A 21,719-nucleotide genomic window follows, 5' to 3' on the forward strand; every position below is an offset into this window, starting at 1 on the left:
CCCTGCTTCGGAACGGAGCGCCGAGCCCGACGGTTAGCCAGCGCAGACAGGGAGAACGGACATGAAGGCAGCAATTTTCGCCATCGCCATCACGGCGCTTGCCGCGGGGGCGGCTCTGGCGCAGGGCGGTGCGCCAAGCGGGCGCGGCTCCGTGACGGGCGACCCCGCCGCAAGCTCCGCCAACCCGCAGGCGGACACGCCGACCACCGGAGCGGCCACCCGCTCGAATCCAAGCGGAAGCGGCACGTCCTCGTCCGGCGGCAAGGACGACAACGGCGATGCGGGTCGCGACAAGATGCCGGAGAGCGACCGCACCGTGCGGCCGCAGAGCCAGCAACATCCGAACGCCAAGTAGAGTTATTTGTCCGCCATGGTGCGCTCGGCGTCCCTGACCTGCGCGCGCAGCAGCGGCAGTTGTTCGCGCGCGAACGCTGCGAGCGCTGCATTGTCGGGCGCCGTCAGATAGCGTTCGAGCAGGCTGATGATCGACTCATACTCGGGAATCTGCGCGGCATAGAAGCTTCTGACATAGGCCGGACCATCCGACATTTCGGGCTCGACGAGGCTCGCGCTCGAGGATGTTGCCCTGCCGAGCTGCAGTTCCGCGCCGATCGCCTCCTGGACCTCTTTCAGTCGCTTGTCGCGCTTAGCCGCTTCCTCGGCGCGCAGGGCGGCGAGGTTCTTGACCTCGGCGTTGCCCTTGAGGTCGGTGTTCTCGAGCAGCCCCTGTTGAAACCGGCTGAAATTGTAGGCGCCGCTGATCACCTCGATCGCGGAGGGCGCCCGTGCGCCGGGCTTTCGTTCGCCAAGGCTGTCGGCAAGCGCCGAGGCGCTGATCAATGCCAGAATGATTGCGGCGACAACTCGCATCGATCTTCAATGACGAACCGCATGCGAAAGTTCCCCGACCATTACGATCCGGTAAGCGGGTTGCGGCGCAAGAGTTCCGTCCCCACGTCCTCTAGATGAAACAGTCTGACGTCTTCAGAGACAACGCCGACAATTGTCTTCAGCTTGCCGAGCGCGCTGACGGACAGCCCGCCCATAAGCGCTATTCGCGCATGGCCGACGCCTGGACGGCACTCGCCAACGAGCAGGACTGGCTCGACGGCGAAATTTCGCCCGTTCCCGTCCATGCAGCTCCAAAGCGGAACGGGTGAGCTCGTCTTCAAAAATCTGCATGTGAGACCGCTCACGGAAGGCGCACAACTGATTTGGGATCCTCCGGGAACGTCGATCGCGGAGATTTCCAATTGCAGAAGGAGGTTTGGCGATGGCTCCACGTCTGGCTCTTCTCTCCCTCATTCTCGCCTTTGGCGTCTCCGTCGCGTTCGCGACGGTGACGACGGTGCGACAGGTGCATCTCGAGAGCGCATCTGCCGTCCATGCTGTGCGCAGCTGATTGCGGCAGCGGAACATTCGACGCCGCAATGCGTAAGCGCTCCGACACATCAGCAGAAGCGAGAGCGCATCATGGCCCATTCCGACCAAGGCATCGTCAAGGACAAGCGTGGGGAGGAGCAGCCCCGCGACAAGGAACGTGCGCAATCCGTGCACAAGGCGGATCCGAAAGGCTCGCCCTCGCGTGAAGCGACGCGCGATCCCAAGCTGAACGACAACATCAAGACGCCGGGTTCCGGCGCCATGCCGGACGGCTCGAGCGACGCCACGGGCTAGCTCTCACCAGGAACGAATTTCCGCGGGAAGAGTCGACGGATTGCTTCCGGCAGTCATGCCCCCGGTGCGCCGGAAGCAATCTCAAAGGACGGCCCTGGCACCCACCGTGCCGGGGTCGTTTGCTTCTGGAGGGGCTTTCCGTGCGTCATTCGGCGCCGCTCTCCGGATCCCCCTGAGTATGTCCTTCAGGCCCGCGGCCGAATACGCCGAAGCTGCTTGACTTCACGCCGGCAGCGGCATCGACGCCCACAGCGGCCAGTCCGAACTTCAGGAGTTCGCGGACTGCTGCCGCCCGCGTCGGCATGCGGTGCTTGAACCGGAAATCGTCAATGGCGGCCAACTCTTCCGGCGAGAGCATGACCTGAAGGCGCTCGGCGCGAAGGTCGTTCATGGCGATCACGCAAATTGAGTAGGTTGAGTAGCTTACTCAACGAACCAACTTGATGAGAGTTCCGCGAAAGCCGACGAAGTCCGCAAGTGAGTAGGAAATCAAATGAAATCAATAATTTATTGAAACGCATGCCGTCGTAAGGCATTGTTCCCGGAAGGAGAGAAACCATGACGGACGAAGTCAGGTTACCTCGCAAGCTTTCCGAAGAACCCGCAGCGCCCGAGCCGGTGCGGCCAAGCCAGCAGAAGATCATCGATGAGGTCGAGCGCTGGGCCAACAGCCCGGGCCTTCAGCCGCCGCAATCGCAGCCTTCGACGGGAGCGAAAGCGAGCTAGGGCATGATCCGGAAAAGTGTGAAGCGGTTTTCCGCAAAGATCATGCGTAAACAACAATCTAAAGCGCGATGACGATTCATCCAAATCTCATCGCGCTTTAAGGCTTTGCGAAGCGAGAGCCCGTTGCCGACGGCGAATGGCCTGATCGGCGCGATTTGTGGGAGACATTGCGAAGCTTGCGCCTGAGCCACCAGGCCGACACGGACACGATGGCCCAGACCGTCAGCGCAGCGAAAAAAGCGAGCGCGACGCTTGCCCCGACGATTAAATGGAAGATAGCGGCGAACGCGGCGAGGCCGATGCTGCCGAGCGCGGCGCCGGCAGCATCGAGCGCCGCGGCCTTCTGTCCGCGACGCCGCCCGCTCAGGCCGGCCTTCTCCTTGGCGTGACGCTCGTGGCTTTCGATCAGCGTCGCGCTGGCGCAGAAGATGGCCGGAAGAGCAAGAAAGAGCCCGCCGACGGACGGGCCGAACTTCGAGCCGATAACGCCCGCGAGCACCGTCGCACCGCCGCCGAGCACGAAGCGAATGGCGTACTCGTACCACCGCGTCTGTTTCAGCGCCGATGTCGATAGCTTCACCAGCATCAGGCGGCACCTCCCAGGCCGGCGAGCAGGCCGAAGGCGACAACGAGCCATGCGGCAAAGGCGAGGATCGTGGCTGGAAGCGCGCCGAAACGGAACCTCATCAGGAGGTGGCAGACGACGACGCTGTAGCAGGCGAGAGCGACGGCGCCATAGATCATCGTCCAGCTCTGGGCCGCAGCATATTGCGGGCCGTGCTGGACCACTGCGATGGCGAGGGTGGCAAGCGCCACCGACGGTGCGGCGCCGAGCAGCCCGGCAAAGCTCTTCGGCCGCAGCATGTCACCGAGGATCGCGAAGACGGATACGATCAGGCCGCCGGCGACGAAGCGCACGAGATATTCAGTCATGGCTGTCCCCCCGAGCTCTTGCGCTGCCGCTGCCGTGACTTCGCCATCGTGAACGGCCGGAACAGGCGCTCGACAACGATGCCCAGCATGAAGCCTGCCACGACATCGCTGGCCCAGTGCGCGAGCAGCGCGACGCGCGTCAGGGACAGCGCCACCGCAAAGGAGCGCGCCAGGTTGCGCGGGACCGGCGGCAACAGGCCTGCGGCCGAGGCAAGGGCGCCCATATGCACGGCGTGACCTGAGGGAAATGCATCGTGCGCGCGTCCCGAAAAGGGAACACCGCGCCCATGGCCGCTCACCGTCAGCCGGTCGGGCCTCGTCTGATCGAACACGGATTTCAAGACATGCGGTAACACGGCCGTCGCCAGCGACACGATCAGGACATGATCAGCAACGGGGCGCTGCTGCGGGTGCCGGAAGCGGGTGTAGAGCCATCCTGCTGCCGCGAGCGCAACCAGGACATGCTCGTCGGCGCCCCAGGTCATGGCCTGGGCGGCATGCTCGAGCCCCGAGTTGGTATTGTGCGCGATCTCGTTGGCGATCGCCGTATCGATCCGGGTGGGTTTGACTGTTACAAGGGCCATCGGTCCGTCGGCGACTGTTCCTCCGTGACAGTTTTGTAAAGCCTGGAAACAAAGAAGGTTCCTGGCTCAACCGGCAGGCACCGCCCAGCGGCAGCGCGATGACGTTCTCATCGCGCGCGAGAAGGGACGCCGGCAGGGCCGGCATCCCTCAGCAATGCGTTACTTGTTGGATTGGCCGACGCTCGGCGCCCGGCCGAGGTTCTTGGCCATCTCGAGGTGGTGCTTCAACGCCGGGAGCGTCTTGCCGGCCCAATCCTTGAGCTCGGCATTGTCGCCGCCCTTGGCGTAGCGCTCGAACAGCGACACGGCATCTTCATGCGCGCTGACCTGATAGGAATTGTAGTCCGAGCTGAAATCCCTGCCGCTCGCATTCTTGAGCTTGTCGATCTTGCTCTGATGCGAGCTGTCGAGCGCCGTCGGCAGCTTGGCCTGCACCTTGCCATTGCCGACCAGTCCCTTGAGCTCGTTGCTCGTCTTGGTGTGATCGGTGATCATCTGCTGCGCGAAGGCTTTCTCTTCCGCGTTGCCCTTCTGCTGGGCGAGCTTGCTCGATTCGATCTCAAACATGTCGCTGATCGCGACCTGCGTCACGAAGTCCGCGGTCGCAGGCGCAACGCCGAGCGCCGAATTCACGCCGGTCTTTTCGCCCAGCGACTGGGCGAGGGCAGGGCCTGCGAGAATCATGCAGGCAAGAGCGATGATTGTGCGTTTCATGGTCAAATCCTTCCGAAAAGGTCGCGTGGCCGCTTGCCGGCGACGTGCGGCGACCAACACGCCGCCGGGGCCGAGGTTCCTAACGGCTAATCCGCGCGATTCCGTCCGGTGCGCGGATTGATGGGATCTGTCGGCTTGCGTCGAAGCCGTTCGGGCAGGAACGGTTCGGCCGCCGTGGCGGTCGCGTCGGCCCGTACGTCCGCGTGGTGCTGCGCCTGCTCGTGGGAGGTGGGGTTGTCACTGATCCGGCGCTTGACGTCGAGACCGTCGACCGGATCGTTGACGCCGTGCCGGATGTCGCGGAAATCACTCATGGCTCGCCTCATTGCTTTCCTGGCAGGATCGATTCCAGCACCTGCCGCGCTGCTCCCTTGATCATCCCGCTCTCGTTCGGGTCGCCCTTCATCAGGGCGAGCGAGAAGTTCTTCGCCTGCTGCAAGGTGATGTGCGGCGGCAGCGGCGGCACCTCGGGATCGGTTTTCACTTCCAGCACGACGGGCATCTCGCTTGTTAGCGCCTGTTCCCAGGCCGAGCCGAGCAGCTGTGGGCTGTCGACGAAGATGCCGCGCAGGCCGATCAATTCGGCGAAGCGCGAATAGGAGACGTCGGGAATGCGCTGTGACGCCTCGAACTTGGGATCACCGTTGATGATGCGTTGCTCCCAGGTGACTTGGTTGAGGTCCTCGTTGTTGAAGACGCAGACGATAAAACGCGGGTCGTTCCAGTCGCGCCAATACTTCGCCGCGGTGATCAGCTCGGCCATGTTGTTCATCTGCATGGCGCCGTCCCCGACGAGTGCAATCACGGGGCGGTCTGGATGGGCGTATTTGGCCGCGAGCGCGTAAGGCACCGCAGCGCCCATCGAGGCGAGCCCGCCGGAGAGCGAGGCCGTCATGCCGCGCCGCATCTTCAGGTCGCGGGCGAACCAGTTGGCGCAGGAGCCGGAATCGCTGGTGATGATGGCGCGGTCGGGCAGGCGCGGCGACAATTCCCAGGCGACGAGCTGCGGATTGACTGGTGCGGCGGGCTGATGCGCGCGGCCATCCAAAGTCTTCCACCACGTCGTAACGTCGTCCTGAATGCCCTGGCGCCAGGCGCCGTCGCTCTTGGGCTTCAGCCGCGGCAGCAATGCGCGCAGCGTCTCGGCGGCATCTCCGATGAGGCCGACTTCCATGGGAAAGCGGATCGACATCATGCTGGCATCGATGTCGATCTGCACGCCACGCGCGCTGCCTTCCTTCGGCAGGAATTCGGCGTAAGGAAAGGCCGAGCCCACCATCAGCAGCGTGTCGCATTCCATCATCATGTTGTAGCTGGGCTCGGTGCCGAGCAGGCCGATCGAGCCGGTGACCCATGGCAGGTCGTCGGGCAGCGCGGCCTTGCCGAGCAGCGCCTTGGCGCAGCCGGCCGACAGCCGGTCGGCGACCGCGATGACTTCGTCGGTTGCACCGAGCGCTCCGGCGCCGACGAGCATTGCGACCTTCTTGCCAGCATTGAGGATCTCCGCGGCGCGGTCGAGATCGGCATCACGAGGGACGACTTTAGGTGGGCTGTACCCGACGCCGGAATGCAGCGTGCCGTGCGCACGGGGCGGGTCCTCGTAATTCTCCTCCTGCAAGTCGTTGGGCAAGATGATGACGGTGGGAGTCCGCCGCGCCAGTGCGATCCGCACCGACCGATCAATCAGGTGCCGCACCTGCGCAGGCGAGGAGGCCTGCATGACATAGGCGCCGGCGACGTCCTTGAACACCGAGAGGAGGTCGAGTTCCTGCTGATATTGACCGCCGAGGGCGTTGCGCGACTGCTGGCCGACGATCGCCAGCACCGGCTGGTGATCGAGCAGCGCATCGTACAGCCCGGTGACGAGATGCGAGGCGCCGGGACCGGAGGTCGCAATGCAGACGCCGAGCTGACCTGAGAATTTTGCGTAGGCGGTTGCCATGAATGCCGCCATTTCCTCGTGCCGCGCCTGCACGAAGCCGATCTTGCCGCCCGCCCGGTTCATTGCACCGAACACGCCGTTGATGCCGTCGCCGGGATAGCCAAAGATGTGGCGCACGCCCCATTGGTGCAGGCGCTGAATGATGAAGTCGGAGACGGTCTGGGACATTGCGGGCGGCTTTCTCTGTTGCGGCCTCGATAGCCTCAGAGAACCGGTTCTTTGTGGCGATGTTCCCAAGCATTTCCGGAACACGCGCCGGAACGATCGCGCACCCCTTTCGGTTGATTCACAAATGGCTGAGTGGAGAATAACGATGCTCAATCAGAGCGAACTGGACCGTAACGAGATGGGCCGGCTGATCGGAAGCGACAAGGTCGAGGGAACCGCGGTCTACGGTGCCGATCGCAACAAGATCGGTTCAATCGAACGGGTCATGATCGACAAGATCAGCGGCAAGGTCTCATATGCGGTGCTTGGTTTCGGCGGCTTTCTCGGCCTCGGCAATGATCACTATCCGTTGCCCTGGCAATCTCTGAAGTACGACACCGAGCTCGGCGGTTACGTGACTGCGATCACCGCCAAGGATCTCGAAGGCGCGCCGAAATACGGTGAGAAGACCGACTGGAACTGGAGCGACGACGCCGCCGTGCGCGGCATCAACTCCTATTACGGTGTTCCCTTCGCTTGAGCTTTGAGAGGCGCGGCGCCTCACTCACTCCGCCGCTTCTCTCCGCCCCGGGCCCGCATGCACATGCACCTGCTTGGCATGCAGCACCTCGCCGCATTCCGAGCACACCATTACGGGATCGAACAGCTTGCCGCAGCTCTTGTGCTCGTGCAGCAGCGGGCGGCCGCGCTCGTCGCCCATATGGGCGTCGCCCCAATGCACCATCGCCATGATGATCGGGTAGAGGTCGAGCCCCTTCTGGGTGAGGATGTATTCGTAGCGCTTCGGTGCCTCGGAATAGGGGACGCGGCGCAGGATGCCGAAGCGGACCAGCTTCTTCAGCCGCTCCGAGAGCAGATGGCGTGTGATCTGCAGCGAGGACTGAAACGCCTCGAACCGCCGTACCCGCAGGAAGCACTCGCGCAGGATCAGCAGCGTCCAGCGGTCGCCAATCGCGGCGACGGTGCGCGCGAGCGAGCAGGGCTCTTCCTCCAGCGTGTCCCATTTCATGATGCGGTTCCTGCAAGTCGTCAGTCTGAAAAAGGAACTAAGTTGATCGATCAGAGAGATTTTGACTAGAAGCTAACATTCAGCCGCTCAGTTTGACAGTTCTATTTTTGAACTATAGCCTCCGGCACATAAATGCCGCGCGCTCGCAGCGCGGCCCATGGGAGGAGGCGGTCTTGTCCAAGCGAAACGCCACTGCGGCCGTCATCGGAGCCGGCGATTTCATCGGCGCCGAGATCGCCAAGAAGTTTGCCGCCGAAGGGTTCTCGATTTTCGCCGGCCGCCGCAATGGCGATAAGCTGGCGCCGCTGGTGCAAGAGATCGAAGCCGCCGGTGGCGAGATCCACGCCCGCTCACTGGACGCGCGGAAGGAAGACGAGGTCATCGCCTTCCTCAACGACGCCGACAAGCATGCACCGCTCGAAGTCTGCATCTTCAACGTCGGCGCCAACGTCAATTTCCCGATCCTCGACACCACCGAGCGCGTGTTTCGGAAAGTGTGGGAGATGGCCTGCTATTCCGGCTTCCTCGCGGGCCGTGAGGCGGCGCGGCTGATGCTGCCGCGCGGCGGCGGCAACATCTTCTTCACGGGTGCGACCGCGAGCTTGCGCGGCGGCAGCGGGTATGCCGCCTTCGCCAGCGCCAAGTTCGGCCTGCGCGCGGTCGCGCAGGCGATGGCGCGCGAGCTCGGGCCGAAGAACATCCACGTCGCCCATCTCATCATCGATTCCGGCGTCGATACCGAATGGGTGCGCCAGCGCCGGCTCGAGGCGCTCGGGCCGAATGCGCTCGATAATCCCGATCTCCTGATGCCGCCGTCATCGGTCGCGAGCGCCTATTGGCAGCTCTACCAGCAGCCGAAGAGCGCCTGGACCTTCGAGATGGAGATCCGCCCCTTCGGAGAGAAATGGTGACCGCCGCGAGAAAGTCCGGCTAGACTGAGCTCAACATCAAGCAAAACCGGGAGGACCTTCAGTGAAGACCGCGATCACCGAACTGTTCGGCATCGAGCACCCGATCATCCAGGGCGGCATGCATTTCGTCGGCTTCGCCGAGCTGGCCGCTGCCGTCTCCAATGCCGGCGGGCTCGGCATCATCACCGGTCTCACGCAGAAGACACCCGAGCTGCTCGCCAAGGAGATCGCGCGCTGCCGCGACATGACGGACAAGCCGTTCGGCGTCAACCTCACCTTCCTGCCGGCCTTCTCGGCGCCGCCTTATCCGGAATATATCGCGGCCATCGTCGAGGGCGGCATCAAGGCGGTGGAGACCGCGGGCCGCAGCCCGGAAGCCTACATGCCGGCGCTGAAGGCCGCCGGCATCAAGGTGATTCACAAATGCACATCGGTGCGCCACTCGCTGAAGGCCGAGCGCATCGGCTGCGACGCCGTCAGCGTCGACGGCTTCGAGTGCGGCGGCCATCCCGGCGAGGACGACATTCCCAACATGATCCTGCTGCCGCGTGCGGCGGAAGAGCTGAAGATCCCGTTCGTCGCCTCCGGCGGCATGGCCGATGGTCGCAGCCTAGTCGCGGCGCTCTCGCTGGGCGCGGCGGGCATGAACATGGGCACGCGCTTCATCGCCACCAAGGAAGCGCCGGTGCACCAGAACGTCAAGAATGCTCTCGTCGCAGCCACCGAGCTCGATACCCGCCTGATCATGCGGGCGTTGCGCAATACCGAGCGCGTCCTGAAGAACGCCAATGTCGACCGCCTGCTCGAGATCGAGCGCGAAAAGGGCGCCAAGCTCACGATCGACGACATCCACGACCAGGTCGCGGGCGTCTATCCCAAGATCATGCTGGACGGCCAGATGGATGCCGGCGCCTGGAGCTGCGGCATGGTCGCGGGCCTGATCCATGACATCCCGTCCTGCAAGGAGCTGATCGATCGCATCATGGGCGAGGCTGAAACCATCATCCGCAGCCGCCTGCTGGGGTTCCTGGACGGGACGGACGCTGCGCGAAAGGTCGCCTGACACCGTCAAACTTCTTAACCACGGCGGCATCTGACCGCTGGAATTACGCGCGGCGCCTCCTAGATAGGGGTAAATTGCCCCTTTCATAAATCGATTTCAGGAGGCGTCCATGGTCCTGAAAAGCGTTCCCTTCGCAATTGCCTTCGCCCTCGTGGTCGCAGGGGCCGGTGTTGCGCGCGCCGACGACTACAAGCCCGGCGAATATCTTGGTCTCGATCTCTCCAAGGCGGTGCTGTCGCCGAAACGTCTCGGGCCGGAGACGCACTTCGCGCCGGTTGCGCTCGAAGCGCGTGGCGCGAACGAAGCGCAGGCGCGTGCTGAGCCGGTCGATGTGCCGAAGAAGGTTGCCGCCGAACGTGTTCGTGTGGCCGAGCCGAAGAGCGCGCATGCCAGAAGCGCACCGTTGCGCGGGGCGGCCCGCGCCAAGTTAGCACGCCGCGGCAACCCGCTCGATGCGCAGGCGATGGACACCCGCATCCAGACCTGGCCATGCCGCTCTGGCGGCATCTGTAACTGGAAGCGGTGATCACAGGCGTCATCCCAGCGTCGCAAAACCGTAGGCGCGGAGTCAAGAAACCGTAAGCCGGGAGTCAAGGAGCGCAGGCACCTTCCGTCGCGATTCGACGAAGGTCTCCTGAATGGCAACGCTCCGCGCCTCGCGCGCATGGACCCGGCGGCAGTTTCTGGTCCGCTCCGCCTCCGGTCTCGCCATCGCCGCGCTCGCGAAGCCTCATTTGAGCCGCGCCGCCGATCGACCGCAGATCACAGGCGGCATCCAGTCCGGCGATGTCTCCGGCGGCTCCGCGGTGATCTGGGCGCGTGCGGACCGGCCGGCGCGGATGCAGGTGGAATGCTCGACGGTCGAGAGCTTTAAGACCGTCATCGCCTCGGCTTCCGGCGATGCGTTGCCCGACACCGATCTCACTGCAAACCTCCTGCTGGCGGATCTGCCGCCTGGGCAAGACATCTTCTACCGCATCCGCTTCGACGACATCGCCACCGGTCTCCTCGGTGGAAGCCGCGTCGGGCATTTCCGCACCGCGCCGGCAGCGCGCCAGTCGATCTCGTTCCTGTGGTCCGGGGATACTGCGGGGCAGGGCTGGGGCATCGACGTCTCCCGCGGCGGCTATCGCAGCTATCGCACCATGCTCGACAACAATCCGGATTTCTTCATCCACTGCGGCGATCACATCTACGCGGACTGCACGATCCCTTCCGAACAGACGCTGCCGAATGGCGAGACGTGGCGCAACCTCGTCACCGAAGAGAAATCGGAGGTGGCGCACACCCTGGCGCAGTTCCGCGGCAACTACAAATACAACCATCTCGACGAACACTTTCGCGCCTTCCATGCGCAGGTGCCGATGTTCGCGCAATGGGACGATCACGAGGTGACCAACGACTGGTCGCCGATCGGGACCTATGACGAGTCCGGACACGAGGACGACGGCACCCCACGCCTGGTCGCGCGAGCCCGCCGGGCCTTCTTCGACTTCATGCCAATCCGCGACATCGGCGCGCGGCACGGCCGCATCTATCGCAAGATCGCCTACGGTCCGCTGCTCGACGTCTTCATGATCGACATGCGCAGCTACCGCGACGAGAGCTGGAACAAGGGCGATGATCACCGCGGCTGGATCCTGGGCGCCGAGCAGCTCGCCTGGCTCAAGCGCGAGCTCGCCGCTTCGCGCGCGACCTGGAAGGTGATCGCGGCCGACTTGCCGATTGGCCTGATCAGCCTGGATGCCGTTGCGCTCGGCGATGGGCCGCCCGACCGGCGTGAGCACGAGATCGCCGATCTGCTTGCATTCATCACGCGCGCCGGTATCCGCAACATCGTCTGGCTCACCGCCGACATGCATTACACCGCCGCGCACTACTACGATCCGAAGAAGGCGCAATTTAAGGATTTCGAGCCGTTCTGGGAGTTCGTCTCCGGCCCGCTGCATGCCGGCAGCTGGGGACCGGGCGAGCTCGACGACACCTTCGGCCCGGTCGCGATGTACCAGCATGGCTGCAGCGCTGCGCAAGGCGAGAATCTCGCGCCCTGCTTCGGCTTGCAGTTCTTCGGGCGGGTCGACATCGATGGCCACAGCGGCGTGATGACGGTGACCCTGAAGGACGTCGACAATCGCGACCTCTGGTCGGTCGACATCGTGCCGCAGCCGCAGGTGCAACCCGCGGTCGTGGCGCAGCATTGGTGAGGTTGCTAACCCGATCTTGATTGGCCGCTTTGCTCCTCCCGCGCTAGGGTGAGGGGTCCCGCCACTTCTTTTCCATCACCGAAAAGTCTGCTCACGCGGCATCGCCGCGCGATCCGGTGGGCTGAATTGCTCAGGAGCCTGTTGCATGGATCATCTGAAAACCCAGGGCATCAGCATGCCCAAGCTCGGCCTCGGCACCTTCCGCATGCAGGGCGATGCCTGCCGTGCCGCGGTCGAGAGCTCGCTTTCGATCGGCTATCGCCACATCGATACCGCCGAGATGTACGCCAACGAGGAGGCGATCGGCGCGGCCATCGCCGCGTCCGGCGTGTCGCGTGGCGAGTTGCACGTCACCACGAAAGTCTGGCACGAGAACCTCAGCTCCGATGCGATCCGCCGCGCTTTCGACGCCAGCCTTAGGAAGCTCCGGCTCGACCATGTCGACCTCTATCTCGTGCATTGGCCGTCGAAGGCCGCGAACTGGGGGGCGGTGTTCGAAACGCTGATGACGCTGAAGGAGGAGGGGCGCACGCGCGCCATCGGCGTTGCCAATTTCACCACCGCGCTGCTCGAGGTCGCGGTCGAGGAGATCAAGGCGCCAATCGCCTGCAACGAGGTCGAATATCACGCCATGCTCGATCAATCGAAGGTGCTTGCCTATCTCCAGCCGAGGTCGATCCCGCTGGTTGCCTATTGTCCGCTGGCGCAAGGGCGTTTCGCGAGCGATCCGGTGCTGGCCGACATCGGCGCCCGGCACGATGCCACCGCCGCGCAGGTCGCGTTGAAATGGCTGCTCGACCAGGACGGCGTCGCCGCGATCCCCAAGGCCTCGCGGCGCGAGAGCCAGCAGGCCAATCTCGACGCGCTGAAGATCACGCTCGACGATGCCGATCGCGAGAAGATCGCCGCGCTGGCGAAGGACAGACGCTGCGTCAATCCAGGTTTCGCGCCGGCGTGGGATTAGGCGCTCTTTACCCTCTCCCCCTGTGGGAGAGGGTGGCTCGCCGCAAAGCGGCGAGACGGGTGAGGGGTCTCTCTCCGCGCATGAGTCTTTCACTTTCGGACTTGCTGACGCAACCCCTCATCCGGCGCCATAGCCGATGCGCAGCATCGGCGTTCTCAAGAACGGCGGCCGAAGGCCGCCTATGCCACCTTCTCCCACAAGGGGAGAAGGAAAAGAACACAACAGAAATGGCCCCGTGAGGGGCCATTTCCTTGTCGCGTTGCGCATTAGTCCCAGTGGTGATGGCGATGGCTGCGCTTGATCACGACGACCTTGTCGCCGCGATGGTGGCGATGCCAGCCATGATGACGATGTCCGCGGAATTCGGCGCGGGCGCCGTACGGGCCGTGGTGATGATGATGATAGCCGCCGCTGCGCTTGATCACCACCGTCTCCGCACTTGCGAGCGTCGGCGCCGCGATCACGAGCGCACCGAGAGCCGCAACCACATAACCAAGCTTCGTCATGATGTCCTCCTCCAAACGAATGCACATCTAAACCGCAGATGTGCGCGAACGTTCCGGAGGAGCGGGGAGAGAATTCTGAACGGATGTTCAGACGAAGGCGTGCTAATCGCAGCGCTGCTGCGCGGGCGTCGGCGCACCGCTGGCGACGTATTTGCCGTTGCTGATCGTGTACTCGCCGCGCTCGCCGCGATTGTAGATCGCGCGCAGGCTGCCGTCCTTCTGCAACAGCAACCCGAACTCGCGGGCCTGATGCAGCGAGGGGAAGTACACCATGACATTGAGCAGGCCCTCGGCATTGACCGTGGCGGACACCACCTCGTTCTCGTCCCTGGCCTCGCCGAAATCGCGCCGGTACATCACACGGCCGTCTTTCCGGATTTCGTAAGTCAAGCGCGCGCCCTGGTCGCGGTCGGGCCTACCCGAGCAATCGACCGCCCAGGAGCCGAGCAGGCCCCATTGCTCCACGGTCACGGCCAGCGTCTCGGCACCAGCCGTGGGGGTGAACGCGACCCACAGCACCGCAGCCGCGATCCAGCGGCCCGAACAACGCATCATGTCCTGAAAAACCCCGCCTCGAACAATTCCAAAGTTTAGCATCCCGCGCGCGGCCCTGCCACGGCGGCTGCCGATCGCCCGCGAATTTGATCCGCGTCAATGAGGCGGGGCGGTTCGAAGATAAGATGGCGTTTCCCGAAGGCGAACGTGGATAGAGCAATGCTGAATCAAGTCATGGATTTTGCGGGCGAAGTACTGCCGGGGAGCTGTGCCGTACCGCCTTATTCCGAGGCCGCGTTTCTGAGCGAGCTGGGCGATCGGTTGCGGTCCTCACGCATGCGCTGCGATCTGTCGCGCCGGGAGCTCGCCCGGCGCTCGGGGATTTCCGAGCGCTACATCGCCCAGATCGAGGCCGGCAAAGGCAACGTCTCCATCGTCCTGTTGCTGCGGCTGGCTTCCGCGATTCACGGCAGTCAGCCACAGGCGGCGTGAGGAGACGTCCGGACTGGGCCTCAGGCTCGCTTCTCCACATTGGCGCTGCGGGCGGGCACGCCAAACTCCTTGCGGCAGACTTCGGCTAGCACGGCGACGCCATCGCGGATCTGCTGGTGCGTGGGGCTGGCAAAGCACAGCCGCAGCCGCGAAGCGGAATGGCCCTTGCTGGTCGACCATTCCGGCCCCGGATTGATCGAGACGCCGGCGGCGAGCGCGGCCTGATACAGCTTCAGCGTATCGACCTGGTCGGGCAGCTTCACCCAAAGGAAGATGCCGCCCTTGGGCTCCTCGAACTCAGCGGCGGTCCCGAACTGCTCGTTGAGCGCTTCCATGAGCGTGTCGAGCTTGGTGCGCAGCGCCTTGGTCAGGGCCGGCACGTGAGTTGAAAAATGCGGCTTGCAATAGGTGGCGAGCACCATCTGCTCCAGCGCACCGGAGCCAGCATCCGTCTTCAGCGCCAGCATCCGCGACATCACCTCCCAGGGCGCCACGACGAAGCCGACGCGCAGCGCCGGCGCGATCGACTTGGAGAACGAGCCGATATGAATCACGCCGCCGCTCTCGCTCATCGCGTAGATCGCGGGCGGCCGCTGCCCCGACCAGATGAGGTCGGCATAGCAATCGTCCTCGAAGATGGGCACGCCATATTCGGTCGCGAGCCGCACCAGCTCGGTGCGGCGGCTCTCGGGCATGATGCTGCCGGTCGGGTTCTGCACCGTCGGAATGGTGTAGATGTATTTCGGCCGGATGCCGCGGCGCTTCAGGTCGGCCAGCGCGGAGGCCAGCAGATCCATGCGCATGCCGTCCTGGTCGAGGGGAATGCCGACGACGTTGACGCCGAGCCGCGCCAGCCGTGTCAGGGAGCCCTGATAGCTCTCCTGCTCGAAAATCACGGTGTCGCCGCGCGTCAATAGGGTGGCGTTGACGAGGTCGAGCGCCTGCAGCGAGCCGGAGACGATCAGGAGGTCGTCGACCGTGCAGCTGATGCCGGCGTCGCGCTTGAGTTTCGTCACCAGGAATTCGCGCAACGGCAGGTAGCCCTGCGGACCATGCGCCAGACCGTAGGTGGCGAGCGAGCGGCCCTCGCGCCGCAGCACCGTGTCGGCCGCTTCGATCAGCTCGTCGAGCGGCACCTGTTCGGAATCGTTGTTGCCGCCCACGAAGCTGTATTTGGCAAGGCCCGTCCAGCGCGCAGACGGGGCCGGCAGCCCTGCTGGAAACAGGGGCGCGAAATCGAAGCTGGACGTCATGGGAGCGTTCCTCGTTTTGTTCTTGTTGAGCTCGGCTTTGCACCGGCCGCCTTACTTCTTGCCGGCCGTCCTGGTCGGACGGCCCTGACTGATGAAAGCGTAATGCGTGTTGGCGATGCCGCCAACCATTAAGGCTTCGACCACGGGTTCTGCGATCTCGCCCGTGGCGGCCCAGTCGACCAGAAAATTGGCGCCGGTCCCGCCGCGCACGTCGTCGGTCGGAATGAAGATCGAGACGGTGGCGAGCGGCCTCAACGCCACCGGCGTCTTCAGATAGCTCTCGACCTGCTTGCCTGCGGTGTCGAAATAGGCGATGCGTTTGATGACCAGCGGCTGGGTCTCGGAGGCGTTGTGTACGCTCAGCGGCACCGAGAAGTCGACACGCAGCTTGCCCTGGCTCATCGCGACGCTGGAATAGGCGGGCACGTAGAAACCGCCGGATACGGCGAGGTCCTCCTTCAGCGGCGTGGTGAGCGAATCGGCAAAGTTTTGTTCGATACTGACCTTGGATTGCGCGGCGGCGGGCACGGCAAAGGCGAGGGGAGCGAGCAGCATGGCTGCGAAGAGCCCATTCCGCATGTGACGAATTGCTCGCTTGCCGCACCGCAACCCACCTCTAGGGTGCGGCAAAACGGACCAATTTGGCATGCATGAGCTCATTCGCGATATCACACTCTCTATTCTGTTCGCCTGGATGCTGGGGCTTCTCGCCCATTTCTCCCGACAACCACTGATCCTGGCCTACCTTATCGCCGGCTTCTGCATAGGTCCATTCGGCGCCGGCTGGGTCCATTCGCAGGAATCGATCAGCGTCATCTCCGAGCTTGGCCTGATCTTCATGCTGTTCATGATCGGGCTCGAGATCGATCTGAAGAAGATCGTTCGGGCCGGGCGGGTGATCCTGTTCGCGGCGGGCAGCCAGCTGCTGGGCGGCTGTCTGCTCGGGCTTCTGTTCTTCGTCGGCATCGGCCTGTCGCTCGGCGGTGGGCATTTCGATGCGGTCTATCTCTGCGTCGCCTGCGCGCTGTCGAGCACGGTCATCATCGTCAAGGTGCTCTACGAGAAGCGCGAGCTCGATACGCTGCCGGGCCGCATCACGCTCGGCGTGCTGGTGCTCCAGGACATTTTCGCCATCCTGTTCCTGGCGGTGCAGCCGAGTCTCGCCAATCTGCAGGTCAGCGTCATCCTGCTCTCGATCGGCCGCGTCGCGGTGCTGGTCACGGCCGCGCTTCTGGTCAGCCGCTACGTGCTGCCGCGCGTGTTCCACCAGATCGCCCGGCGGCCCGAGCTGATCCTGCTCGGCGCGCTCGCCTGGTGCTTTCTCGTCGCCGAGACCGCCTATCAACTGTCGCTGTCGCGCGAGATGGGTGCGCTGATCGCCGGCGTCTCGCTCTCGACCTTCCCCTATGCGCTCGATGTCACCGCCAAGGTCACCACGCTGCGCGACTTCTTCATCACGCTGTTCTTCGTCGCGCTCGGCATGACCATTCCCGTGCCCGGCCTCTCGGTGATCAGCCTCGCCTTGATGATCGCGGCGTTCACGGTGGTGAGCCGCCTCGTCACCACCTTCACCCCGCTCTATCTGATGAAGCAGGGCCTGCGCGCCAGCCTGTTGCCGGCGCTCAACCTCGCGCAAATCTCCGAGTTCTCGCTGGTCGTGATCCAGACCGGCGTCGCGGACCGCCACATCGCAGCCGAGACGGCGAATGCGGCTTCGTTCGCCTTCGTGGTGCTGGCGGTGCTCTCGACCTTCGTGATGACCCGCAGCGACGAGATCACCCGTTGGGCGATCGGCCCCTTGAAGCGGATCGGCCTGCGCGATCTCGACCATGGCAACGGCCATGCCGAGGAGGGCCACGGGGGCGGCCATGGCGAGGCCCGCCGCATCGTCATCCTCGGCTTTTTCCGTGCGGCGAGTGCGCTGCTGGCCGAGATCGAACGGCAGGCACCGGTGCTGCTGGAGCAGATCACCGTGGTCGATTTCAACCCCAATGTGTACCAGACCCTGCTTTCACGTGGTCTGCACGTGATCTATGGCGACATCAGCAGCGCCGACACGCTGCTCCATGCCGGCGTCGGCAAGTCCGAGATGATCATCCTCAGCGTGCCGGATTCGCTGCTGAAGGGCGCCACCAACGAGAAGCTGGTCCGTCACGTCCGCGCGCTCAATCCGACCGCCCTGATCGTCGCCACGGCCGACCTGTTGGCCGACGTCGGCGCGCTCTACGAGGCCGGCGCCAGCTATGTCACCGTGACCCGGCTCAGCGATGCACATGAGCTGTTTACCGTGATCGAAGCCGCCCAGGCCGGCCTGCTCGCGGACAAGCGCGCCGAGCTCGATCAGCGCCTCGGCGAGCGCCGCGAGGTGCTGCCCTGATGGCGTCGGGCCGCCTACCTTGCCGCCTTCCTTGCGGGCAATCTGCGCCTATATCGCTCGTAAGCCCGGTGCAAGCCCGAAACCCACTGGCAGGCCCGCCCTCGGGCATATGTGGTTGCGCTGTGGAGACTAGCGCCCCGACCCAAGTCCGGCTAAGCCTCCCGGCCATAACCGATTAGAGATTGGGAAATGCCCGATAGCGTTCAGGAAGTCTTGCAGGCCTTTGCCCGGGGTGAGCTCGTGGTCGTCACCGACGACGAGGACCGCGAGGGCGAGGGCGATCTGATCGTCGCCGCCTCGCTCTGCACCGCCGAGAAGATGGCCTTCATCATCCGCCATACCTCCGGCATCGTCTGTGCGCCCGTGACGACCGAGGACGCGCGCCGGCTGCGGCTCGATCCGATGGTCGCCCACAACGATTCCGCGCACACCACCGCGTTCACGGTCTCGATCGACTACAAGCCCGACGGCGGCACCGGCATCTCCGCCGAGGAGCGCGCCTCGTGCTGCCGCGCGCTCGCCAATCCCAATGTCGGCGCCAACGACTTCGCCCGGCCCGGCCACATCTTCCCGCTGATCGCCAAGGACGGCGGCGTGCTGCTTCGCTCCGGCCACACCGAGGCCGCGGTCGACCTCTGCAAGCTTTCCGGCCTGCCGCCGGTCGGCGTCATCAGCGAGCTCATGAACGACGACGGCAGCGTGATGAAGGGCGAGCAGGTCGCGCAATTCGCGGTCAGGCACAAGCTCAAGCACGTCACCATCGCGGACATGATCGCCTACCGCCAGGCGCGCGAGAAGCTGATCGAGCGGGTCTCGACCTTCGTCACCGACAGCCCGATCGGTCCCTTGCAGGGCTATGCCTACCGCTCGCCGTTCGATTCCATCGCCCACGTCGCCTTCGTCTATAACGGGGTCGGCGACGGCAAGAACGTGCTGACGCGCTTTCACAAGCCGAACATCGTCAAGGACACCTTCACCGGCCACAAGCGCATGGCCGCCGTGCTCGAGCATTTCAAGAAGACCGGCCGCGGCGTGCTGGTCTACCTGCGCGACGGCGCGGCCGGCGTGCCCGTTTCGCCGCTGCCGGACGAGACGTCGACGGAGGCCGACCGCAACCGCCAGTGGCGCGAGGTCGGCGTCGGCGCGCAGATCCTGCGCGACCTCGGCGTGACTTCGATCCGGCATCTCACCTCGTCGGTGCACGACTACAAGGGCCTATCGGGCTTCGGCATCGAGATCGTCGCCAACGAGCAGCTCGAAAGCTGACACGCATTGTCTTTCTCCCGGTCGCGCTGAAAGCGCCACCCCGGAACGACCAAGCCAGGATGCAATTGAACTTGTTGCCGCGGCGCTTTACTTTGTCGGGCAATTATCGACGGAACCAGACGCGAAAGGACGTTTCATGAGCGTGCGCCCTCAGGCCAAGGACAAGCCGGCTGCGGCTTCTTTCCAGTGGGACGATCCGTTCCTGCTCGACGAGCAGCTCACCGAAGACGAGCGCATGGTTCGCGACACCGCCCGCGCCTATGCGCAGGACAAGCTGCTGCCGCGCGTCTCCAAGGCCTATCTCGAGGAGAAGACCGACCGCGAGATCTTCAACGAGATGGGCGAGCTCGGCCTGATCGGCATCACGCTGCCGGAAGAATATGGCTGCGCCAATGCGAGCTACGTCGCCTATGGCCTCGTCGCGCGCGAGATCGAGCGGGTCGATTCCGGCTATCGCTCGATGAACTCGGTGCAGTCCTCGCTGGTGATGTACCCGATCTACGCCTATGGCGACGAGAACCAGCGCAAGAAGTACCTGCCCAAGCTCGCCAGCGGCGAGTGGGTCGGCTGCTTCGGCCTGACCGAGCCCGATGCCGGCTCCGATCCGGCCGGCATGAAGACCCGCGCCGAGAAGGTGTCGGACGGCTATCGCCTCACCGGCAGCAAGATGTGGATCTCGAACGCGCCGATCGCCGACGTCTTCGTGGTCTGGGCCAAGTCGGCCGCGCACGACAACCAGATCCGCGGCTTCGTGCTGGAGAAGGGCATGAAGGGCCTGTCCGCGCCGAAGATCGGCGGCAAGCTCTCGCTGCGCGCCTCCATCACCGGCGAGGTCGTGATGGACGGCGTCGTGGTCCCGGAGGATGCCCTGCTGCCCAACGTGTCCGGCCTCAAGGGCCCGTTCGGCTGCCTCAACCGCGCCCGCTACGGCATCTCCTGGGGTGCGCTTGGCGCCGCCGAGGACTGCATGCACCGCGCCCGTCAATACACTCTCGATCGCAAGCAGTTCGGCAAGCCGCTCGCCGCGACCCAGCTGGTGCAGAAGAAGCTCGCCGACATGGAGACCGAGATCGCCCTCGGCCTGCAGGGCTCGCTTCGCGTCGGCCGCCTGATGGACGAGGGCAAGTTCGCGCCCGAGATGATCTCGATCATGAAGCGCAACAATTGCGGCAAGGCCCTCGACATCGCCCGCACCGCCCGCGACATGCACGGCGGCAACGGCATCTCGATCGAGTATCACGTGATGCGCCACGTCCATAACCTCGAGACGGTCAACACCTACGAGGGCACCCACGACGTCCACGCCCTGATCCTGGGCCGCGCGATCACGGGCATTCAGGCGTTTTTCTAGTCACTGTGTTTTTCCGCCGCGGCTAGCTTGCTCAACTGTCATCGCCCGCGCAGGCGGGCGATCCAGTATCCCAGAGACTTCGCTTTTGTCACTGGCGCTGCGGCGTACTGGATACCCCGCCTTCGCGGGGTATGACGGCAGAGAGTGTGGCACAGGAAGTCCCATGTCCGACAACGACGACGTCCCGTTCAACCGCAATTTTCCGCTGAAGCCCGGCATCGTCGAGGAGGTCCGCCCCGGTGTGCGGCGCGTGCTCTGCAACAATCCGAGCCCGTTCACCTTCACGGGCACGGTCAGCTACATCGTCGGCAAGGGCAATGTCGCGATCATCGATCCCGGTCCAGACGATGCGGCGCATGCGGCGGCGCTGCTCGATGCCGTGCGCGGCGAGACCGTGACGCACATCTTCGTCACCCACACCCATCGCGACCATTCGCCGAACACCGCGCGGATCAAGCAGGCGACGGCTGCGCCGGTCTATGCCGAAGGCCCGCATCGCGCCTCGCGGCCGCGATTCGAGAGCGAGAAGCACAATCCGGAATCCGGCGCCGACCGCGATTTTGCCCCGGACGTCAATCTCGCGCACGGCGACGTCGTGGAAGGTGACGGCTGGCGGCTCGAAGCCGTCGCGACGCCCGGCCACACGGCCAACCATCTGGCATTCGCCTGGCCGGAGCGGAAGTTCAACTTCGTCGGCGATCACGTGATGGGCTGGTCGACCTCGATCGTGGCGCCGCCGGACGGCTCGATGATCGACTACATGGATTCGCTCGACCGGCTCGCCACCCGGGAGGAGGATCTCTATTTCTCGGGCCACGGCCCCGAGATTCCCGAGGGCCAGCGCTTCGTGCGCTTCCTGATCCGCCACCGCAAGGCACGCGAGGCCTCGATCCTGCACCGCCTCGCCAAGGGCGAGACCGACATCCCGACCATGGTCCGCGCGATCTATATCGGTATCGATCCGCGCCTGACGACAGCTGCCGGCTATTCCGTGCTGGCGCATCTGGAAGATCTGGTCGCCCGCGGCGTGGTGGCGACGGATGGCGATCCCGTGATCGGCGGGACCTATCGGATGGCCTAGGGG

29 protein-coding genes are annotated in these 21,719 nt (G+C 64.5%); 16 read left to right on the plus strand and 13 right to left on the minus strand.

The window, feature by feature from the left end; all coding sequences use genetic code 11:
- The first annotated feature begins 61 nt into the window (after nucleotides 1-61).
- Nucleotides 62-355 carry a hypothetical protein gene (locus I6F33_RS17950; RefSeq protein WP_036003926.1) on the plus strand — a complete coding sequence of 98 codons (294 nt, stop codon included), beginning with the start codon at nucleotides 62-64 and terminating at the stop codon, nucleotides 353-355.
- Between the two features lie 2 nt (nucleotides 356-357).
- On the opposite strand, the gene I6F33_RS17955 is transcribed toward I6F33_RS17950, so the two are convergent.
- Nucleotides 358-870: a DUF4142 domain-containing protein gene (locus I6F33_RS17955; protein WP_036003929.1), complete on the minus strand. Its 513-nt coding sequence runs from the start codon at nucleotides 868-870 to the stop codon at nucleotides 358-360.
- Nucleotides 871-965: 95 nt separating this feature from the next.
- Here I6F33_RS17955 and I6F33_RS17960 point away from each other — a divergent pair, with 95 nt between their 5' ends.
- The 3 genes from I6F33_RS17960 (at nucleotide 966) to I6F33_RS17965 (ending at nucleotide 1,677) form a co-directional block, all read left to right on the plus strand.
- Complete coding sequence (locus tag I6F33_RS17960) at nucleotides 966-1,160, plus strand: hypothetical protein (RefSeq protein ID WP_074447527.1); 195 nt, start codon at nucleotides 966-968, stop codon at nucleotides 1,158-1,160.
- Between the two features lie 113 nt (nucleotides 1,161-1,273).
- Nucleotides 1,274-1,402 (plus strand): hypothetical protein, encoded by a 129-nt coding sequence (locus tag I6F33_RS38335; RefSeq protein WP_271542554.1) that lies wholly within the window; start codon nucleotides 1,274-1,276, stop codon nucleotides 1,400-1,402.
- Nucleotides 1,403-1,473: 71 nt separating this feature from the next.
- Nucleotides 1,474-1,677, plus strand: coding sequence for a hypothetical protein (locus I6F33_RS17965; RefSeq protein WP_036038118.1), 204 nt, complete (start codon nucleotides 1,474-1,476; stop codon nucleotides 1,675-1,677).
- Nucleotides 1,678-1,822: 145 nt separating this feature from the next.
- On the opposite strand, the gene I6F33_RS17970 is transcribed toward I6F33_RS17965, so the two are convergent.
- On the minus strand, nucleotides 1,823-2,068 hold the full coding sequence (locus tag I6F33_RS17970) for a hypothetical protein (protein ID WP_036003940.1): 246 nt from the start codon (nucleotides 2,066-2,068) through the stop codon (nucleotides 1,823-1,825).
- A gap of 167 nt (nucleotides 2,069-2,235) precedes the next feature.
- Between I6F33_RS17970 and I6F33_RS17975 the strand changes: the two genes are divergently transcribed.
- Nucleotides 2,236-2,403, plus strand: a complete 168-nt coding sequence (locus tag I6F33_RS17975) for a hypothetical protein (RefSeq protein ID WP_167361644.1) — start codon at nucleotides 2,236-2,238, stop codon at nucleotides 2,401-2,403.
- 97 nt (nucleotides 2,404-2,500) lie between these two features.
- Here I6F33_RS17975 and I6F33_RS17980 read toward each other — a convergent pair whose 3' ends face one another.
- The 6 genes from I6F33_RS17980 to I6F33_RS18005 form a co-directional block, all read right to left on the minus strand.
- Nucleotides 2,501-2,989, minus strand: a complete 489-nt coding sequence (locus I6F33_RS17980) for a DUF3147 family protein (protein WP_225139695.1) — start codon at nucleotides 2,987-2,989, stop codon at nucleotides 2,501-2,503.
- On the minus strand, nucleotides 2,989-3,336 hold the full coding sequence (locus I6F33_RS17985) for a DUF3147 family protein (RefSeq protein ID WP_036030998.1): 348 nt from the start codon (nucleotides 3,334-3,336) through the stop codon (nucleotides 2,989-2,991). Before I6F33_RS17985 ends, I6F33_RS17980 begins: the two co-directional genes overlap by 1 nt.
- The gene (locus I6F33_RS17990; RefSeq protein ID WP_225143563.1) at nucleotides 3,333-3,920 is read right to left on the minus strand and encodes a phosphatase PAP2 family protein; all 588 of its coding nucleotides are present in this window, start codon (nucleotides 3,918-3,920) and stop codon (nucleotides 3,333-3,335) included. The genes I6F33_RS17985 and I6F33_RS17990 overlap by 4 nt, the downstream gene beginning before the upstream one ends.
- A gap of 159 nt (nucleotides 3,921-4,079) precedes the next feature.
- On the minus strand, nucleotides 4,080-4,634 hold the full coding sequence (locus I6F33_RS17995) for a DUF4142 domain-containing protein (RefSeq protein ID WP_225143564.1): 555 nt from the start codon (nucleotides 4,632-4,634) through the stop codon (nucleotides 4,080-4,082).
- Nucleotides 4,635-4,720: 86 nt separating this feature from the next.
- On the minus strand, nucleotides 4,721-4,948 hold the full coding sequence (locus I6F33_RS18000) for a hypothetical protein (RefSeq protein WP_036003954.1): 228 nt from the start codon (nucleotides 4,946-4,948) through the stop codon (nucleotides 4,721-4,723).
- 8 nt (nucleotides 4,949-4,956) lie between these two features.
- Nucleotides 4,957-6,744, minus strand: a complete 1,788-nt coding sequence (locus I6F33_RS18005; protein ID WP_225143565.1) for a thiamine pyrophosphate-requiring protein — start codon at nucleotides 6,742-6,744, stop codon at nucleotides 4,957-4,959.
- 145 nt (nucleotides 6,745-6,889) lie between these two features.
- Between I6F33_RS18005 and I6F33_RS18010 the strand changes: the two genes are divergently transcribed.
- A complete protein-coding gene (locus I6F33_RS18010; protein WP_036003959.1) occupies nucleotides 6,890-7,264 on the plus strand; it encodes a PRC-barrel domain-containing protein in 375 nt (124 codons plus the stop codon).
- A gap of 24 nt (nucleotides 7,265-7,288) precedes the next feature.
- On the opposite strand, the gene I6F33_RS18015 is transcribed toward I6F33_RS18010, so the two are convergent.
- Nucleotides 7,289-7,753 carry a helix-turn-helix domain-containing protein gene (locus tag I6F33_RS18015; protein WP_036031008.1) on the minus strand — a complete coding sequence of 155 codons (465 nt, stop codon included), beginning with the start codon at nucleotides 7,751-7,753 and terminating at the stop codon, nucleotides 7,289-7,291.
- Between the two features lie 173 nt (nucleotides 7,754-7,926).
- Between I6F33_RS18015 and I6F33_RS18020 the strand changes: the two genes are divergently transcribed.
- The 5 genes from I6F33_RS18020 (at nucleotide 7,927) to I6F33_RS18040 (ending at nucleotide 12,895) form a co-directional block, all read left to right on the plus strand.
- The gene (locus tag I6F33_RS18020) at nucleotides 7,927-8,664 is read left to right on the plus strand and encodes an SDR family oxidoreductase (protein ID WP_036003972.1); all 738 of its coding nucleotides are present in this window, start codon (nucleotides 7,927-7,929) and stop codon (nucleotides 8,662-8,664) included.
- Between the two features lie 61 nt (nucleotides 8,665-8,725).
- On the plus strand, nucleotides 8,726-9,727 hold the full coding sequence (locus I6F33_RS18025) for a nitronate monooxygenase family protein (RefSeq protein ID WP_036031011.1): 1,002 nt from the start codon (nucleotides 8,726-8,728) through the stop codon (nucleotides 9,725-9,727).
- A gap of 109 nt (nucleotides 9,728-9,836) precedes the next feature.
- Nucleotides 9,837-10,253: a hypothetical protein gene (locus I6F33_RS18030; protein ID WP_225143566.1), complete on the plus strand. Its 417-nt coding sequence runs from the start codon at nucleotides 9,837-9,839 to the stop codon at nucleotides 10,251-10,253.
- Between the two features lie 112 nt (nucleotides 10,254-10,365).
- On the plus strand, nucleotides 10,366-11,931 hold the full coding sequence (locus I6F33_RS18035; RefSeq protein ID WP_225143567.1) for an alkaline phosphatase: 1,566 nt from the start codon (nucleotides 10,366-10,368) through the stop codon (nucleotides 11,929-11,931).
- 145 nt (nucleotides 11,932-12,076) lie between these two features.
- Complete coding sequence (locus I6F33_RS18040) at nucleotides 12,077-12,895, plus strand: aldo/keto reductase (protein WP_225143568.1); 819 nt, start codon at nucleotides 12,077-12,079, stop codon at nucleotides 12,893-12,895.
- Nucleotides 12,896-13,161: 266 nt separating this feature from the next.
- Here I6F33_RS18040 and I6F33_RS18045 read toward each other — a convergent pair whose 3' ends face one another.
- Both I6F33_RS18045 and I6F33_RS18050 read right to left on the minus strand, forming a co-directional pair.
- The gene (locus tag I6F33_RS18045; RefSeq protein ID WP_225136478.1) at nucleotides 13,162-13,401 is read right to left on the minus strand and encodes a hypothetical protein; all 240 of its coding nucleotides are present in this window, start codon (nucleotides 13,399-13,401) and stop codon (nucleotides 13,162-13,164) included.
- A gap of 102 nt (nucleotides 13,402-13,503) precedes the next feature.
- A complete protein-coding gene (locus I6F33_RS18050) occupies nucleotides 13,504-13,956 on the minus strand; it encodes a hypothetical protein (protein ID WP_192893286.1) in 453 nt (150 codons plus the stop codon).
- A 159-nt stretch (nucleotides 13,957-14,115) separates the two neighbouring features.
- On the opposite strand from I6F33_RS18050, the gene I6F33_RS18055 reads away from it, so the two are divergent.
- Nucleotides 14,116-14,388 carry a helix-turn-helix domain-containing protein gene (locus I6F33_RS18055; protein WP_036031024.1) on the plus strand — a complete coding sequence of 91 codons (273 nt, stop codon included), beginning with the start codon at nucleotides 14,116-14,118 and terminating at the stop codon, nucleotides 14,386-14,388.
- Nucleotides 14,389-14,408: 20 nt separating this feature from the next.
- On the opposite strand, the gene I6F33_RS18060 is transcribed toward I6F33_RS18055, so the two are convergent.
- Together I6F33_RS18060 and I6F33_RS18065 are read right to left on the minus strand one after the other, a co-directional pair.
- Nucleotides 14,409-15,641, minus strand: coding sequence for a PLP-dependent aminotransferase family protein (locus I6F33_RS18060; RefSeq protein WP_036031027.1), 1,233 nt, complete (start codon nucleotides 15,639-15,641; stop codon nucleotides 14,409-14,411).
- 51 nt (nucleotides 15,642-15,692) lie between these two features.
- Nucleotides 15,693-16,220, minus strand: coding sequence for a DUF3124 domain-containing protein (locus tag I6F33_RS18065; RefSeq protein WP_225143569.1), 528 nt, complete (start codon nucleotides 16,218-16,220; stop codon nucleotides 15,693-15,695).
- A 67-nt stretch (nucleotides 16,221-16,287) separates the two neighbouring features.
- Here I6F33_RS18065 and I6F33_RS18070 point away from each other — a divergent pair, with 67 nt between their 5' ends.
- From I6F33_RS18070 to I6F33_RS18085, 4 genes are all read left to right on the plus strand, one after another.
- Nucleotides 16,288-18,018 (plus strand): cation:proton antiporter, encoded by a 1,731-nt coding sequence (locus tag I6F33_RS18070; protein ID WP_036004008.1) that lies wholly within the window; start codon nucleotides 16,288-16,290, stop codon nucleotides 18,016-18,018.
- A gap of 189 nt (nucleotides 18,019-18,207) precedes the next feature.
- Entirely contained in the window at nucleotides 18,208-19,284 is a 1,077-nt protein-coding gene (gene ribB / locus I6F33_RS18075) for a 3,4-dihydroxy-2-butanone-4-phosphate synthase (RefSeq protein WP_036004011.1), read from the plus strand.
- 136 nt (nucleotides 19,285-19,420) lie between these two features.
- Nucleotides 19,421-20,635 (plus strand): acyl-CoA dehydrogenase, encoded by a 1,215-nt coding sequence (locus I6F33_RS18080; protein ID WP_036004014.1) that lies wholly within the window; start codon nucleotides 19,421-19,423, stop codon nucleotides 20,633-20,635.
- Nucleotides 20,636-20,798: 163 nt separating this feature from the next.
- Nucleotides 20,799-21,716, plus strand: a complete 918-nt coding sequence (locus I6F33_RS18085; protein ID WP_036004017.1) for an MBL fold metallo-hydrolase — start codon at nucleotides 20,799-20,801, stop codon at nucleotides 21,714-21,716.
- The last annotated feature ends 3 nt before the right edge of the window (nucleotides 21,717-21,719 follow it).

Origin of the sequence: Bradyrhizobium sp. BRP20 (genome assembly GCF_020194215.1) — a bacterium.
In the GTDB taxonomy this organism is placed as follows: domain Bacteria; phylum Pseudomonadota; class Alphaproteobacteria; order Rhizobiales; family Xanthobacteraceae; genus Bradyrhizobium; species Bradyrhizobium yuanmingense.